Annotated in this window: 16 protein-coding genes; 15 read left to right on the top strand and 1 reads right to left on the bottom strand. The window is 42.6% G+C overall.

The features are described 5' to 3' along the window. Positions 1-2: 2 nt before the first annotated feature. The 11 genes from mutM (at position 3) to NCCP2331_RS14925 (ending at position 9983) form a co-directional block, all read left to right on the top strand. Positions 3-875: a bifunctional DNA-formamidopyrimidine glycosylase/DNA-(apurinic or apyrimidinic site) lyase gene (mutM, locus tag NCCP2331_RS14975; RefSeq protein ID WP_251671683.1), complete on the top strand. Its 873-nt coding sequence runs from the start codon at positions 3-5 to the stop codon at positions 873-875. A gap of 12 nt (positions 876-887) precedes the next feature. Then, complete coding sequence (gene coaE, locus NCCP2331_RS14970) at positions 888-1478, top strand: dephospho-CoA kinase (protein ID WP_251671682.1); 591 nt, start codon at positions 888-890, stop codon at positions 1476-1478. 190 nt (positions 1479-1668) lie between these two features. Next, positions 1669-2691: a glyceraldehyde-3-phosphate dehydrogenase gene (locus NCCP2331_RS14965; protein WP_153721466.1), complete on the top strand. Its 1023-nt coding sequence runs from the start codon at positions 1669-1671 to the stop codon at positions 2689-2691. Positions 2692-2808: 117 nt separating this feature from the next. Continuing rightward, positions 2809-3276: a transcriptional regulator NrdR gene (nrdR, locus tag NCCP2331_RS14960; protein ID WP_153721465.1), complete on the top strand. Its 468-nt coding sequence runs from the start codon at positions 2809-2811 to the stop codon at positions 3274-3276. 44 nt (positions 3277-3320) lie between these two features. After that, a complete protein-coding gene (locus tag NCCP2331_RS14955; RefSeq protein ID WP_153721464.1) occupies positions 3321-4688 on the top strand; it encodes a replication initiation and membrane attachment family protein in 1368 nt (455 codons plus the stop codon). A gap of 1 nt (position 4689) precedes the next feature. Next, positions 4690-5631, top strand: coding sequence for a primosomal protein DnaI (gene dnaI, locus NCCP2331_RS14950; protein WP_251671681.1), 942 nt, complete (start codon positions 4690-4692; stop codon positions 5629-5631). 401 nt (positions 5632-6032) lie between these two features. Then, complete coding sequence (gene thrS / locus NCCP2331_RS14945) at positions 6033-7964, top strand: threonine--tRNA ligase (RefSeq protein ID WP_251671680.1); 1932 nt, start codon at positions 6033-6035, stop codon at positions 7962-7964. A gap of 486 nt (positions 7965-8450) precedes the next feature. Beyond that, on the top strand, positions 8451-8957 hold the full coding sequence (gene infC / locus NCCP2331_RS14940) for a translation initiation factor IF-3 (RefSeq protein ID WP_153721461.1): 507 nt from the start codon (positions 8451-8453) through the stop codon (positions 8955-8957). A gap of 26 nt (positions 8958-8983) precedes the next feature. Beyond that, positions 8984-9184 carry a 50S ribosomal protein L35 gene (rpmI, locus tag NCCP2331_RS14935; RefSeq protein ID WP_085131191.1) on the top strand — a complete coding sequence of 67 codons (201 nt, stop codon included), beginning with the start codon at positions 8984-8986 and terminating at the stop codon, positions 9182-9184. A gap of 69 nt (positions 9185-9253) precedes the next feature. Further along, positions 9254-9613, top strand: a complete 360-nt coding sequence (gene rplT / locus NCCP2331_RS14930) for a 50S ribosomal protein L20 (protein ID WP_081242223.1) — start codon at positions 9254-9256, stop codon at positions 9611-9613. A gap of 79 nt (positions 9614-9692) precedes the next feature. Continuing rightward, complete coding sequence (locus NCCP2331_RS14925) at positions 9693-9983, top strand: DUF1294 domain-containing protein (RefSeq protein WP_228551027.1); 291 nt, start codon at positions 9693-9695, stop codon at positions 9981-9983. A gap of 38 nt (positions 9984-10021) precedes the next feature. Here NCCP2331_RS14925 and NCCP2331_RS14920 read toward each other — a convergent pair whose 3' ends face one another. Further along, the gene (locus NCCP2331_RS14920; RefSeq protein WP_153721459.1) at positions 10022-10405 is read right to left on the bottom strand and encodes a sigma-w pathway protein ysdB; all 384 of its coding nucleotides are present in this window, start codon (positions 10403-10405) and stop codon (positions 10022-10024) included. 94 nt (positions 10406-10499) lie between these two features. Between NCCP2331_RS14920 and NCCP2331_RS14915 the strand changes: the two genes are divergently transcribed. From NCCP2331_RS14915 to NCCP2331_RS14900, 4 genes are all read left to right on the top strand, one after another. Then, positions 10500-10985: a dUTP diphosphatase gene (locus tag NCCP2331_RS14915; RefSeq protein ID WP_251671679.1), complete on the top strand. Its 486-nt coding sequence runs from the start codon at positions 10500-10502 to the stop codon at positions 10983-10985. 142 nt (positions 10986-11127) lie between these two features. Beyond that, the gene (locus tag NCCP2331_RS14910; protein WP_194841084.1) at positions 11128-11616 is read left to right on the top strand and encodes a helix-turn-helix domain-containing protein; all 489 of its coding nucleotides are present in this window, start codon (positions 11128-11130) and stop codon (positions 11614-11616) included. A gap of 116 nt (positions 11617-11732) precedes the next feature. Beyond that, a complete protein-coding gene (locus tag NCCP2331_RS14905) occupies positions 11733-12716 on the top strand; it encodes a zinc-binding dehydrogenase (RefSeq protein ID WP_153721456.1) in 984 nt (327 codons plus the stop codon). Between the two features lie 54 nt (positions 12717-12770). Continuing rightward, the gene (locus NCCP2331_RS14900; protein ID WP_251671696.1) at positions 12771-14429 is read left to right on the top strand and encodes a formate--tetrahydrofolate ligase; all 1659 of its coding nucleotides are present in this window, start codon (positions 12771-12773) and stop codon (positions 14427-14429) included. Positions 14430-14630: the final 201 nt, after the last annotated feature.

Below are 14630 nucleotides of genomic sequence, written 5' to 3'. Positions count from 1 at the left end.
ACATGCCGGAACTGCCTGAAGTAGAAGGAGTGGTGAGGGATCTAGCACCGCTGATGGAAGGACGGACGATCAAACAGCTGTCTGTTTCTGATACGGTTGTCACTTCCAAATCTGCTGGAAAAGAAACAATTATCAAAGGGAAAACAGTAGAGGACTTTCTGCACGATATGGAGCAGATGCAGATTCAAAGGATTGTCCGACGCAGTAAATATATTTATTTTCATTTACAGAAACACAATCAGCCGCATTTGCTCGTCAGCCATTTAGGCATGACGGGCGCTTGGTTTGTTGTGGAATCTCCTGATGAAATTACAGAAGAGAAGTTTCGTAAGCATGCACATATTTTCTTAGAAATGGAAGACGGCGGTCTGCTGATTTATTCTGATATTCGCAGATTTGGGGAAATGCGGCTCTTGCAGTCAGAAGAAGATTTTCCGCCATTGCTGGAAATGGCGCCTGAACCTTTCTCTGAAGTTGCACTGGAGCATTTTCTCACGCTGGCAGAGTCGGCAAAATATAAAGGCAAACCGATCAAAGAAGTGATAATGGACGGCAAAGTCATTTCGGGGTGCGGGAATATATACGCGACTGAGGCATTATTCCATATGAGCATACACCCAGGCAGACGAGCGGAGAGAATCAGCAGAAAACGAAAAATCTTGCTATTTGAAGAGATAGTCCGTGTGCTGCAGGAAAGTATCGATGCAGGGGGCAGCACGATTTCAGATTATCGTTCAGTGAATGGCAACGCAGGCACCATGCAGAACCGCTTGCATATGTACGGTAAAAAAGTTTGTACAGCTTGCGGAAAACCTACAAAAAGCATACAGATAGCGGGAAGATCTTCTGTTTATTGTCCCGCCTGTCAAAAATAAGGGGTGGGAGATATGATCATTGGACTGACTGGCAGTATTGCGAGCGGAAAAAGTACAGTCGCAAACATGCTGCGTGAAAAGGGTTACCCTATTGTTGATGCAGATGTTATTGCACGTAAAGTAGTTGAACCTGGTTCCCGTTTACTGGATGAAATTCAATCTGTGTTCGGCAAAGAAGTCATTCGGGAAGATGGTTCGCTTAATCGCGAGAAGCTTGGAAATGTGGTATTTGTTGATGAGAATAAGCGCCGCCGCCTGAATGAATTGATGCATCCCGCTATCCGCGGGGAAATGGTCAGACAAAAAGAACAATATATAGAACAGGGCTTCTCAACGGTCATTATGGACATTCCATTGTTGTTTGAAAGTAAACTACATTCGTATGTTGAAAAGATTCTGGTGGTCTCTGTTAGAAAGGAACTGCAAAAACAGAGGCTGATGGCCCGTAACAAGCTGAGTGATGAGGAAGCTGACGCACGAATCGCATCACAGCTCGACTTGGAAACCAAAGAACAGGGCGCAGATGCAGTCATCCATAACAATGGAACAATAGAAGAAACAGAGCAGCAATTAAACAGGATTCTTGCTAGTTGGCATGCGTAACCGATTCAAGAAATAACACATTGAGAAAATGCAGTGTCCCCGGAATGCGTGTAAATTCAACATAATTACTGTTCAGAAAATTTATTTTTTAAAATAAACTCCTAATGGTGTTGGCTTAGTCGTAATATATGTTATACTAATTAACGATAAAAGATAATAAGTATAACATACATGCAGGAGGATCCCTTTCATGACTACTACAATTGCAATTAACGGACTCGGCCGTATTGGACGGATGGTATTCCGTCAGATTATCAAGGAAGACGATGTTAATTTAGTTGCTGTAAACGCGACATATCCAGCTGAAACGATTGCTCACCTATTAAAATACGATTCTACTCACGGAGTGTTTGACGGCGATATTCAAGCCGAAGAAAATGCAATTATTGTAGACGGTAAACGTGTACAGCTGATCACGCAGCGTGATCCTTCAAAATTGCCGTGGAAAGAGCTCGGTGTTGATATTGTGATCGAATCAACAGGTGTTTTCAATTCACGCGAAAAGGCTGCACTTCACCTAGAATCGGGCGCTAAAAAAGTGATCTTGACAGCACCTGGTAAAAATGAAGATATTACGATTGTACTTGGCGTTAATGATGACAAACTAGATGTGGAAAAGCACAGTGTGATTTCGAATGCCAGCTGTACAACAAACTGTCTGGCGCCTGTGGCAAAAGTATTGAACGATGAGTTCGGTATTGTCAATGGCTTGATGACAACTGTACATGCTTATACGAATGATCAGAAAAACTTGGATAACCCACATAAAGACTTGCGTCGTGCTCGTTCATGTGGTGAATCTATTATTCCTACTTCCACTGGTGCGGCGAAAGCATTGTCCCTGGTGCTTCCAGAATTGGAAGGCAAGATTCACGGCCTAGCGCTGCGTATCCCCACTCCCAACGTTTCTCTTGTAGATTTAGTAGTGGATGTAGAACGTGACGTTTCAGTCGAAGAAGTGAACAATGCATTTTTAAAAGCTTCCAACGGATCCTTAAAAGGAATCGTTCGCTTCACAACAGAACCACTTGTATCAATCGACTTTAATACGACGACGGAATCTGCGACAGTTGACGGTCTTTCAACAATGGTGATGGGCGACCGGAAAATCAAAGTCCTTGCCTGGTATGATAACGAATGGGGCTACTCGGCACGGGTTGTTCAACTGACTAGAAAAGTAGCAGCTGCATTAAATAATAAAGTAATTTCCTAATAGCGCAACTACGCACTTCACCTTGAACGGTGAAGTGCTTTTCATTGTCCTCATGTTGTTGTGCGGAGAGTTTCTGTTATAATGAACTTACCTAATAAGATTGCGGAGGAACCGACTATGTTATGTCCAGCTTGCCATTACAATGGAACACGTGTGATCGATTCACGTCCGGCGGAAGAAAACCGATCGATTCGCAGAAGACGTGAGTGCGAAAAATGCAGTTATCGTTTCACGACATTTGAAAAAGTAGAACATTCCCCGTTGATTGTAGTGAAAAAAGATTCAACACGAGAAGAATTCAGCAGTGACAAATTACTTCGTGGTTTAATCCGGGCATGCGAAAAACGTGCAGTGCCTGTCGAAAAACTGAAAGAAATTGTAGTTTCGATAGAAAAAGAGCTAAGAAGCTCGGGTGTTGTCGAAATCGAATCTGATCAAGTAGGGGAAATGGTAATGGAACGTCTTGTAGATGTGGATGAAGTTGCTTATGTGAGATTTGCTTCTGTCTACCGGCATTACAAAGATATCACGATTTTTATTGATGAATTACAGCGCTTGCAAAGCAGGAAAGACCGACGAGAGTAGGGATGATTTCCCTTCTCTGACCGTTGAAGGAGGCGATTGTCAACATGCTTTACACAGAACTGCAGCCTGTCGATTCCTTCCGGGTGAAGCTGACGCATCCCTTTTCAGCGTACGACCGGCAGATGATTACATTATTTTATCAGCCGCTGATCGGTTCAGAAGCCGTCAGCTTATTTCTGACGCTTTGGACAGATGCAGAAAATCAGGAGCCGCAAGAACATTCCCATTATTATTTGATGAATGTTCTTTCGTTTCCGCTGCAGAGGATTTTTCAAGCAAGAATTTCATTGGAAGCGATCGGGCTGCTTCGTACATATAAGAAACGCGATGAAAATGAAGCGCGTTCTTTTCTTTATGAATTGCTGCCGCCTTTAGATGCACCTTCCTATTTCAATGATCCATTGTTATCTACTTTTTTATTCAGTAAAATTGGAGAGAAGCCTTATCGTCAGCTGCGCAGCAGATTTCTGGCCGAAACGATTGAAGAACAGGAATATACTGATATTTCCCGTACATTTCTAGATGTATTCCAGCCTGCCAGAGGAGATCAGCAGGCTGTAGAAATCACCGCGGGGAGTCAATTTAAAGGCAAAACAACAGCGGATGGCATCCCTTTTCAGCAATATGATTTCAACTTTGAGTTATTTTACGCGGGACTTTCAGAACAGATGATGCCGAGAACTTCACTTCGGAGCATTTCCCAGGAAATGATTGCAAAATTGGCCTTTTTATATTCGCTTAATCCGCTTGACATGCAAAGTGTTGTCATGATGTCAATGGATGACAATCATACAGTGTCAGAAGAACGACTGAAAAGAGCAGCTTCTGAATTTTATAAAATGAACCGTTCAAAAAAGCCGCCAAAATTACAGACATCTTTCATCACAACCAAATCGAAAGAGTCTTCAAAGTCAGCTATGAGCAAGGAAGAAGAGTACCTTCATTATTTAGAGAACATCTCTCCGAAAGAGATGCTGCGTGATATGAATAACGGAAAAGAGCCTTTTGAAGTGGATCTTAAATTGGCGGAGACACTGATTATAACCCATGAACTGCCAGTGGGAGTAGTGAATGTCCTATTTCAGTATTTAAAGATTCGTAATGACGGAAAAATCACCAAAGGGTATGCTGAACGCATCGCTTCTCACTGGGCTTCAAAAGGTGTGCTGGATGCGAAAACGGCGATGAGGTTATCAAGAGAAGAGCATGATCAGTATCTGGCATGGAAAACGGAAGGTAAAAAGACTTCGAATAGAAAGCAAAAAACGACTAGAGAAGAACAAGTGCCCGAGTGGTTTTCTAAACGCAGTGAAAACAAGAAAAATCCGGAAGTGCCAGCTGATTTTGATGTAGAAGAAGAACGCCGCAAATTAATGAAAGAACTGGGCATAGAAGAAAACGAGGTGAAGTAAAATGGAACGAATTGGGGATGCCATGAAGCGAGTGGTGAATGCACCTTCATTGGCGTCGCGATATGATGAACTGCGTACAGAAGTACTTGAAGATCCTGCAGTGCAGCAGTTCATAAGCGAACATGCTGATGAGATTAACACAGAAGTGGTGAACCGCAGTTTAGGGAAACTGTATGAATTCACGACAGCCTCGCATAAATGCGACCGCTGCCCAAATCTTGGCGGCTGTATTAATGTTATGAAAGGTTTCCAACCGAAGTTAGTCATTTCGCAGCGCTTGATTGATTTAGATTACATTGTCTGTCCGACCAAGCAGCTTGACGATGAACGTCGAAATGTCTCGAAAATGGTCAACAGCATGTATATGCCGAAAGAGGTTATGGAAGCCCGGCTGTCAAATGTCGACTTTATTTCTGAAGACAGTCGTGTACGGGTGATGAGGGCTGCGAAAGATTTCCTGAATACGATAGATTCGACAGGGGAAGTACCGGATCGGGGATTTTATTTATATGGTGATTTCGGAATCGGAAAGTCTTTTATTTTGGGCGCCTTGGCCAATGAACTGGCTACACGCCAAGTACAGACGGTTGTTGTCTATGTACCGGAATTTCTGCGCGAAATGAAGCAGTCTATTCAAAATCAGACACTTGATGAAAAAGTGAATTTCGTTAAAAAAGCGCCTGTTCTTATGCTTGATGATATCGGGGCTGAAACGATGTCTACATGGACTCGGGACGAAGTGCTGGGTACGATTCTGCAATACCGTATGGCTGAAAAACTGCCTGTTTTCTTCACATCCAATTTCGATTACAACCAACTGGAACATCATCTGACCACTTCTCAGCGCGGAGAAAAAGAACCAATTAAAGCCGCGAGAATAATGGAGAGGATACGTATGGTCAGCCTGCCTTTCAAGCTGGGCGGGCAAAGCTGGCGTGATTGATCGGCTGTCTGGGATAATTCCAGCTAATTTGCGAAATGAAAGAAATAAGAAAATATGCTTGCATTTTCACGCAGAGTTTTCTATAATATGACTCAGTTCAATATAAAATTATCGAAATGCATCGAAGAGGACAATACTGAATTTTTCACCTTCCAGAGAGCAGGGGCACGGCTGAAACCCTTGCAGGCAGAAAAGTACATTTACCGCCTCCGAGCAGCGTCAGTGAATTCAAGTAGCTGATGACGGTAACGGCCCGTTAGCCGATCGAAAGCTTCGTCTCTCCGAGTATTAGCGGACAGAAGGAAGAAGGGTGGAACCACGAGCTCAAGCCTCGTCCCTTTAGGGATGAGGCTTTTTTGCGTTCAAATTTTTAATTTTAAAAAGGAGAGGGAGTTATACAGATGGCAGAAAACATTCATTTAACATTTCCAGATGGAGCAGTAAAAGAGTTTCCAAACGGTACAACAACTGAAGACATAGCTGGATCTATCAGCCCGGGGCTGCGTAAAAGCGCGCTAGCAGGAAAAATTGGAGATCAGCTGATCGACTTGAAGACACCGATTCATGAAGACGGGGAGATTAGTATTGTCACACCGACTTCTGATGAGGCTTTGGAAATTCTGCGACACAGTACGGCTCACCTGTTAGCACAGGCTGTTAAACGTAAATTCCCGGATGCAAAACTGGGAATCGGACCGGTTATCCAAAACGGATTCTATTATGACATCGATTCACCGACGCCAATCACTGCGGAAGATTTACCTGAGCTGGAAAAAGAAATGAAGCGAATTATCGGTGAAAACTTACCGATTATCCGTCATGACGTTTCCCGTGAAGAAGCAAAAAAACGTTTTAAAGAAATTGATGACGAATACAAGCTTGAACTGCTTGAAGCTATTCCTGAAGGTGAACAAGTTTCAATCTATGAACAGGGTGAATTTTTTGACCTGTGCCGCGGCATTCACGTACCGTCAACAGGCAAGCTGAAAGAATTCAAATTGCTCAGTATCGCCGGTGCTTATTGGAGAGGGAACTCAGACAATAAAATGCTTCAGCGTATTTATGGTACAGCGTTCTTCAAGAAAGATGAACTGAAAGAGCATTTGCACTTATTAGAAGAAGCGAAAGAACGGGATCACCGGAAAATCGGCAAGGAGCTTAATCTATTCACTAACTCCCAGAAGGTCGGACAGGGCTTGCCGCTCTGGCTGCCAAAAGGCGCAACGATCCGCCGTGTTGTTGAGCGCTACATTGTAGATAAAGAAGAAAAGCTGGGCTATCAGCACGTGTACACTCCAGTTCTCGGAAGCGTAGAATTGTATAAGACATCAGGTCACTGGGATCACTATCAGGACGGTATGTTCCCGGCAATGAGCATGGATAACGAAGATTTGGTTTTACGTCCGATGAACTGCCCGCATCACATGATGATTTATAAAAATGGCATCCACTCTTATCGTAACTTGCCGCTCCGCATAGCAGAACTCGGAACAATGCACCGTTACGAAATGTCAGGAGCTCTCTCCGGTCTTCAGCGGGTACGTGGTATGACGTTGAACGATGCTCATATTTTCGTCCGTCCAGACCAGATTAAAGAAGAGTTGAAGCGTGTAATTTTATTAATTATTGAAGTTTATAAAGACTTCAACATTAAGGATTATTCATTCCGCCTGTCATACAGGGACCCTGAAGATACAAAGAAATATTTTGATGATGATGAAATGTGGGAACGTGCACAGTTTATGCTGAAAGAAGCAATGGATGAGCTAGAACTTCCATATACAGAAGTAGAAGGCGAGGCGGCGTTCTACGGACCGAAGCTTGATGTACAGGTTAAGACAGCAATCGGTATGGAAGAGACTCTTTCTACTGCACAGCTGGACTTCCTGCTTCCTGAACGCTTTGATCTGACTTATATTGGGGAAGACGGAAAACAGCACCGTCCGGTCGTTATTCACCGCGGCGTAGTTTCTACTATGGAACGTTTTGTTGCCTTCTTAATTGAAGAATACAAAGGAGCATTCCCGACTTGGCTTGCACCTGTTCAGGTAGAAGTGATTCCGGTATCACCTGATGTGCATTTTGATTACGCCGAGCAAGTGAAAGAGAATTTAACGCTTGCAGGTTTCCGAGTTGACGTAGACAGCCGTGATGAAAAGCTTGGCTACAAAATCCGTGAAGCACAAGTTCAAAAAGTACCTTATATGCTTGTTCTTGGAGACAAAGAAGTCGAGGCAGGCGAAGTGAACGTCCGCAAGTACGGAGAACAAAAATCGGAAGTCATGTCATTTGATGCGTTTTTAGAATTGATTCAAGAAGATGTGAAGAAGTAAGAGAATCGAACTCTTTTGAAGTAAAACGCGCAGCTATTAATAGCTGCGCGTTTTAACTTGAAGCGGTAAATTTTTTAGAATTATATAAAACAGTTGCTAAAGTTTAAATAATGCGGTATACTTATAAAGTTGAATTATTTCAAACATAAAAAGTGCTTATAACAACTTAGAGATTTCAAGTTGTTGACACTCAGTTCAATACATGATAAAGTAAATAAGGTTAACTGAATACAGTTTGTGGTATAAGAAGAGGCTACCCGCTTCTCACCTGATCGACGCAATGAAGTTGTTGGCAGGTTGGCACATAAGTGAATTACTATGCGTAACTGCATAGATTACTTACGCGGGTAGACAAATATCATTTGTCTACTTTTTTTATTTCGTAAAATGGATGGACCTATGGGAACCTAAAGTCGAGTCTTTCGACATACCCAAAACGTGTATTCACGAGACAATATTCGGAGGTGGATTACTATTAGCAAAGACATGTACGTAAATGACGGTATCCGAGCACGTGAGCTGCGCTTAATTGATCACAATGGTGAACAACTCGGTATCAAAACACGTAATGAAGCTTTAGAAATTGCTGCTCGAGTGAACCTGGACCTTGTTCTTGTCGCTCCACAAGCGAAGCCCCCAGTAGCTCGTGTTATGGACTATGGAAAGTTCAAGTTCGAACAGCAAAAGAAAGAGCGTGAAGTTCGTAAAAATCAGAAGATCATCAATATGAAAGAAGTTCGGCTTAGCCCGACAATTGATGAACACGATTTCCAGACGAAACTTCGCAATGGAGTTAAATTCCTGGAACACGGGGATAAGGTAAAAGCTTCTATTCGTTTCCGTGGACGTGCAATTACGCACAAAGAAATCGGACAACGAGTGCTCGATCGCTTTGCAGAAGCCTGCAAAGAAGTCGCAACTGTTGAAGTTAAGCCGAAAATGGAAGGCCGGAGCATGTTCTTAATACTTGCACCGCTTGCCGAAAAACAGTAACACGAACAATTTAGGAGGAACAGAACATGCCAAAAATGAAAACTCACCGCGGTTCCGCGAAACGTTTCAAAAGAACTGGATCTGGTAAATTAAAGCGTGGCCGTGCTTACACAAGTCACCTTTTTGCTAACAAATCTACGAAGGCTAAACGTCACCTACGTAAGTCTTCACTAGTTTCTTCAGGCGATTACAAGCGTATTCGTGAAATGCTAACAAACATGAAGTAATATCGGTAGAAAACTCGGCAACGAATTCTATCAACACACACTTACAGGATAAGCAGGAGGTAATGCACTATGCCACGCGTAAAAGGTGGAACAGTCACGCGCAAGCGTCATAAAAAAGTATTAAAACTAGCAAAAGGCTACTTTGGTTCAAAACATAGACTTTATAAGGTTGCTAACCAACAGGTAATGAAATCTTATAACTATGCATACCGTGACCGTCGTCAAAAGAAACGTGATTTCCGTAAACTATGGATTACACGCATCAACGCGGCAGCACGTATGAACGGTCTTTCATACAGCACATTAATGCACGGCTTGAAAGTAGCTGGCATCGATGTGAACCGTAAAATGCTTGCAGATCTTGCAGTTACAGATGCACAAGCATTTGCACAACTTGCAGAAACTGCAAAAAAGTCGGTTGCAAAATAAGATGAACTAAAATTACCGCTGTTGTTTTCATTCTTATATGAAACGACAGCGGTTTTTTCGTATGGGAGGAGTGAATCATTTGGCACAGACACTGATGATTTATATGGCGATCCTATCTATTTGGGCATTTGCATCGATGGGCTACGATAAGAATCAGGCGAAGAAAAGAAGGCAGCGTGTTCCCGAACGCAATCTTTGGCTTCTTGCGATACTCGGCGGGGGAGTCGGTTCGTATTTAGGTATGCAAGTTTTCCGCCACAAAACAAGAAAGACGGGATTCCGAATCGGTTTCTTACTGCTCGCTATGGCTGACATTGTGCTGATACTTGTTGCTTTAGGTGTTCGCCTGCCGAGTACCATAACTTATTAAAAAAGGAAACAGCCTGGATAAGCTATTTCCTCTCTGCACTATTCTGATTTCATAAGCTGCTCAATAGGATTCTTCCAATTGATCTCCGCATGGGGATAATTAGTTTTCACTTCAGATTCCAAGAAATGAAAATCTTCCTTGGTCATTCCTTGAAGTTTTGCTTCATTTTTCACCCAGATGAAAATGGAGACTACATCAAAAGAATCCGTTGTTGTGCCTAAATATTTTTCACCTTCAAACATGGCACCTTTATAGGTGATGAAGAAGTTTTTGCGGATATTTTTCACATCGTCAAAAAAATAATATTGCTCTTTTTCATATGCTTCATCCAATTTCCGCTTGGCATCTGTCAAATAGCGGATACCAGCATAAAACAGGTAAATCACCAGTGCGATGATGAATACGCGAATCAATAAAACCATGAAATCAACTCCTGCAAAGATATATTACACTACTTTACGGGCGAGCAATGCAAAAGGTTTCATTTAATAGCAAACAATCGGAGGGATTTTTGAAATGAAATTAAATCAGTTATTCGAAATGCAGCGGGCATTAGATACATACATACAGAAAAATCATCAGCCAGCCGAAACTTTTGATGAAAGAGGGTTGGCGCTGGCGGTCGAATTAGCGGAATTGGCCAATGAAACAAGATGTTTTAAATTTTGGAGCACAAAAGGTCCTTCAGAAGAACTTGTTATTTTAGAAGAATATGTGGATTCCATTCATTTTCTGCTATCATTGGGAATTGAAAAGGGTTTTGATGGTTTGGAAGAATGGCCGGCCGTTGCAGTAGATGAACAGAATCTAACGAAGTTATTTCTGAAAACAGGCCGTTCCATCTATACTTTTTTAGGTGATCTGTCGTTTGAAAACTATCAAACGATTTGGGTAATGTACGGAGCGCTGGCAAAACAGCTGGGCTTTACTGAAGAACAAATTATCCAGGCTTATATAGATAAAAATGAAGAAAATTATGACCGGCAGAAAAATGGATACTGACGGACAGTACCCTGATTGATATATTGTAGGTTTGATGATAAAATTATTTTCAACGTTGAATAATTTAATTTTAAAGTTAATTGGCAAAAGGGCTTTCTACATAATACTATTTAGGAAGAATGGTCATATGGGAGGGATTTCATTGAACGAATGGAGCAAGGACGATTTTGGGTTGCGATTGAAAGCATTAAGAGAACGAAGAGGACTGTCAATGATGGCTTTTGGTGCGGCGATTGGAACATCTGCAAGTCGGATTAAAGATTGGGAGCGGGGTAAAAATGCGCCGTCTGCAGCCTGGATTGCAAAAATATCCGAACGCTTTTCGGTTTCAACAGATGAATTAATTATGGGTGAAGTGACCTTTACTCCTTATATCAAAACAACTGGAAATACAGTGGAATCCCTGTATGATCGACTTCGTGAGACAATGAATGTGGAAGAAGCCGGCAAGTGGCCTACTGAAAGCGACCAAATGTATGCAGACATTGATTCACATAATAAAGAACGTTACCGCAGCGGGAAAGGCCGGCGACTCGCTGAAAAAGAATTGTTGGAACTTGTCATCAGACTGCCTAAAAAAGACGTGCTGGAATTAGTAGAGCTGGCTAAATATAAAAGACGAAATATATGACACAATGGGCATTTCGCTCATTGTGTTTTTTCAAGTATACAGATAATACAGAGTATGAAAAAAGTTCAATATACGATATGATAGTAGCGTATATAATCGCAGGGAGGATGAGTTGATTGAAGGCATTCGTTCATGAGAATGGTGAATTGAGGTTTACAGATATCGCAGAACCTAAAGCAGCTGAAGGTGAAGTCATTGTAGCTTTAAAAGCAGCAGGCTTAAATAGACGTGATACCAATATTCCGAGACGCAGAGGAGACGTGAAGGACCCGCTCGTGCTGGGTTCTGACGGAGCCGGCATAATAGAATCTGTAGGTGAAGGAGTTAAGAATTGGAATGTCGGTGATGAAGTGATCATCAATCCGTCGCTTCGCTGGTTTGAAAAGAGTCATGCTCCTTCAGTAGATTTTGATATTTTGGGCATGCCGGATCATGGTACATTTGCAGAGAAAATATGCATTTCTGCTGAACAGCTGGAGAAGAAACCAGCCTATCTAACATGGGATGAGTCAGCTGTCATTGCGTTGGCGGGACTGACGGGATATCGGGCACTTGTCACGAAAGGACAGATCAAAGAAGGGCAGACTGTATTTATTCCGGGAGCAGGCAGCGGAGTGGCTACGTTTATCATTCAATTCGCTAAACAAATCGGTGCCCGCGTCATCGTCTCATCAAGAAGTGAAGAAAAGAGAGATCATGCCGTTACTATTGGAGCAGATCTGGCAATCGATACAAATGGCGACTGGCAGGAAGAATTGAAAAATGAAAGTATAGATCTTGTCATTGAGAGTGTGGGAAGAGCTACTTTTAACCGGTCACTTGATGTGCTGAAGCCGGGAGGACACATCGTAGTCTTCGGCGCAACAACAGAGGATACGGTGGATCTGAATTTGCGTGAGTTCTTTTATGGACAGTATACTCTGCTTGGGACGACTATGGGGAGCAGGGAAGAATTGCGTGAAATGCTTTCATTTATTGAGGAGTATAAAATCCATCCGGTCATTGATTCTGTCCTGCCTCTTTCGAAAACAGAAGAGGCGTTTTCAAAGTTGGGCGATAGTGTTCAATTTGGAAAAATCGTTTTACAGACAGAACAATGAAGTTCAGATTTGAACGGAAAGGCAGTGGAAGAAGTGACTGAGCAAGTAAAGATTATGTCAGACTTAGAAATTGCTTCTGGAGCAAAGATGCTACCAATTGAGGAAATTGCTGAAAGATCCGGTATACCTTCAGAGGCCCTGGAGTTATACGGGAAGTATAAAGCAAAACTGAATGTAGACTTGATTCCCAAAAGTACGAATCAGGCAAAAGTGATTCTGGTTACAGCAACAAGCCCGACGCCTGCCGGAGAAGGCAAATCTACGGTCACTGTCGGATTGGGCGATGCGCTGTCCCGTCTCGGCAACAAGACGATGATTACATTGCGTGAGCCTTCATTAGGACCTGTTATGGGAGTAAAAGGCGGTGCAACAGGCGGCGGATTCTCTCAAGTCCTGCCGATGGAAGATATTAATTTGCATTTCACGGGAGATCTTCATGCCATTACAACAGCAAATAATGCGCTGAGTGCGATGATTGACAATCACTTACATCAAGGTAATTTGTTAAATATTGATCCTCGCCGTATTACTTGGAAACGTGTCATGGATATGAATGACCGTGCTTTGCGCCATGTAACTATTGGGCTGGGCGGACCTTCTCAAGGTGTCCCGAGAGAAGAAGGTTTTGATATTACAGTTGCTTCAGAAATTATGGCTATATTCTGCTTGGCATCAGATTTACAGAACCTGAAAGAACGCTTGGCTGACATTGTGATTGGCTACACATATGATAAAGAGGCTATTACGGTAAGGGATCTAAAAGTAGAAGGTGCTCTTGCTTTATTGCTGAAGGATGCCTTCAAGCCAAACCTCGTACAGACTATGGAAGGCACGCCTGCATTGATTCATGGCGGCCCGTTCGCAAATATTGCCCATGGTTGCAACTCGCTGATTGCAACAAACACAGCTAGAAGTTTAGCGGATTTTGTTGTCACTGAAGCTGGCTTTGGTTCAGATTTAGGCGCCGAGAAGTTCATGGATATCAAAGCGCGGATAGGGAAGTTCCAGCCGGCTGCAGTTGTATTGGTCACTACGATCCGTGCGCTGAAGATGCATGGCGGTGTTGCTAAAACTGAGCTGAAACAGGAAAATACGGCGGCAGTGGAACATGGTCTGGTGAACTTGGAAAAGCATGTGGAAACAGTGCGTGCGTTTGGCGTGCAGCCGGTTGTGGCGTTAAATCACTTCATTACAGACTCAGAGAGCGAACTGCAAATAGTTCAGCAATGGTGTGAGTCCAATCAAGTGAAAACAGCTTTGACAGATGTATGGGGAAATGGCGGGGCAGGCGGCGAGCAATTGGCGAAGGAAGTATTAAAAGCGATTGAAGAGCCCTGTAATTTTGCCCCGATTTATGATGTAGAGCAATCAGTGGAAGAGAAGATTACAGCGATCGTACAGAAAGTTTATGGCGGGCTCGGCGTTATCTTTACAGATCAGGCAATGAAAGATCTTGCTGAGATTGAAAAGAACGGTTGGGACTTATTGCCTGTATGTATGGCGAAAACACAATATTCATTTTCGGATGACCCAAAAAAGCTTGGAAAACCCACTGATTTCATGATTACTGTCCGAAAAATCCTGCCTAAGTTAGGCGCGGGATTCCTTGTCTGTTTAACAGGTGACATCATGACTATGCCGGGCTTGCCGAAACAACCTGCAGCATTAAATATGGATATAGATGAAAAAGGCAATGCAAAAGGTCTCATGTAAAATAGAGTAAAAAGCAAAGGGTTTTTAAACCTCTTTGCTTTTTTTTATGTAAATAAATCAAATTGGTGACAGTTGTAGAGAGTATCATTAGTAGGGGTTCCATGGAACTATACCTATGTTATAATCATAATATGTTTTCATAACTAGGGGTTACTGAATAACCCGAAAATCCTTATAAATAAAGGATTTTGATACCTTTTG

The sequence above is a fragment of the Sporosarcina sp. NCCP-2331 genome, from assembly GCF_023707945.1.
In the GTDB taxonomy this organism is placed as follows: Bacteria; Bacillota; Bacilli; order Bacillales_A; family Planococcaceae; genus Sporosarcina; species Sporosarcina cascadiensis.
Note: the sequence above shows the minus strand (reverse complement) of the source record. Positions and strands in the feature narration are given on the sequence as shown.

What these genes read in the sequence shown, in the direction of transcription:
- mutM (WP_251671683.1), top strand. Translation starts at nt 3, where the DNA reads ATGCCGGAACTGCCTGAAGTAGAAGGAGTGGTGAGGGATCTAGCACCG.
- coaE (WP_251671682.1), top strand. Translation starts at nt 888, where the DNA reads ATGATCATTGGACTGACTGGCAGTATTGCGAGCGGAAAAAGTACAGTC.
- NCCP2331_RS14965 (WP_153721466.1), top strand. Translation starts at nt 1,669, where the DNA reads ATGACTACTACAATTGCAATTAACGGACTCGGCCGTATTGGACGGATG.
- nrdR (WP_153721465.1), top strand. Translation starts at nt 2,809, where the DNA reads ATGTTATGTCCAGCTTGCCATTACAATGGAACACGTGTGATCGATTCA.
- NCCP2331_RS14955 (WP_153721464.1), top strand. Translation starts at nt 3,321, where the DNA reads ATGCTTTACACAGAACTGCAGCCTGTCGATTCCTTCCGGGTGAAGCTG.
- dnaI (WP_251671681.1), top strand. Translation starts at nt 4,690, where the DNA reads ATGGAACGAATTGGGGATGCCATGAAGCGAGTGGTGAATGCACCTTCA.
- thrS (WP_251671680.1), top strand. Translation starts at nt 6,033, where the DNA reads ATGGCAGAAAACATTCATTTAACATTTCCAGATGGAGCAGTAAAAGAG.
- infC (WP_153721461.1), top strand. Translation starts at nt 8,451, where the DNA reads ATGTACGTAAATGACGGTATCCGAGCACGTGAGCTGCGCTTAATTGAT.
- rpmI (WP_085131191.1), top strand. Translation starts at nt 8,984, where the DNA reads ATGCCAAAAATGAAAACTCACCGCGGTTCCGCGAAACGTTTCAAAAGA.
- rplT (WP_081242223.1), top strand. Translation starts at nt 9,254, where the DNA reads ATGCCACGCGTAAAAGGTGGAACAGTCACGCGCAAGCGTCATAAAAAA.
- NCCP2331_RS14920 (WP_153721459.1), bottom strand. Translation starts at nt 10,405, where the DNA reads ATGGTTTTATTGATTCGCGTATTCATCATCGCACTGGTGATTTACCTG.
- NCCP2331_RS14915 (WP_251671679.1), top strand. Translation starts at nt 10,500, where the DNA reads ATGAAATTAAATCAGTTATTCGAAATGCAGCGGGCATTAGATACATAC.
- NCCP2331_RS14900 (WP_251671696.1), top strand. Translation starts at nt 12,771, where the DNA reads ATGTCAGACTTAGAAATTGCTTCTGGAGCAAAGATGCTACCAATTGAG.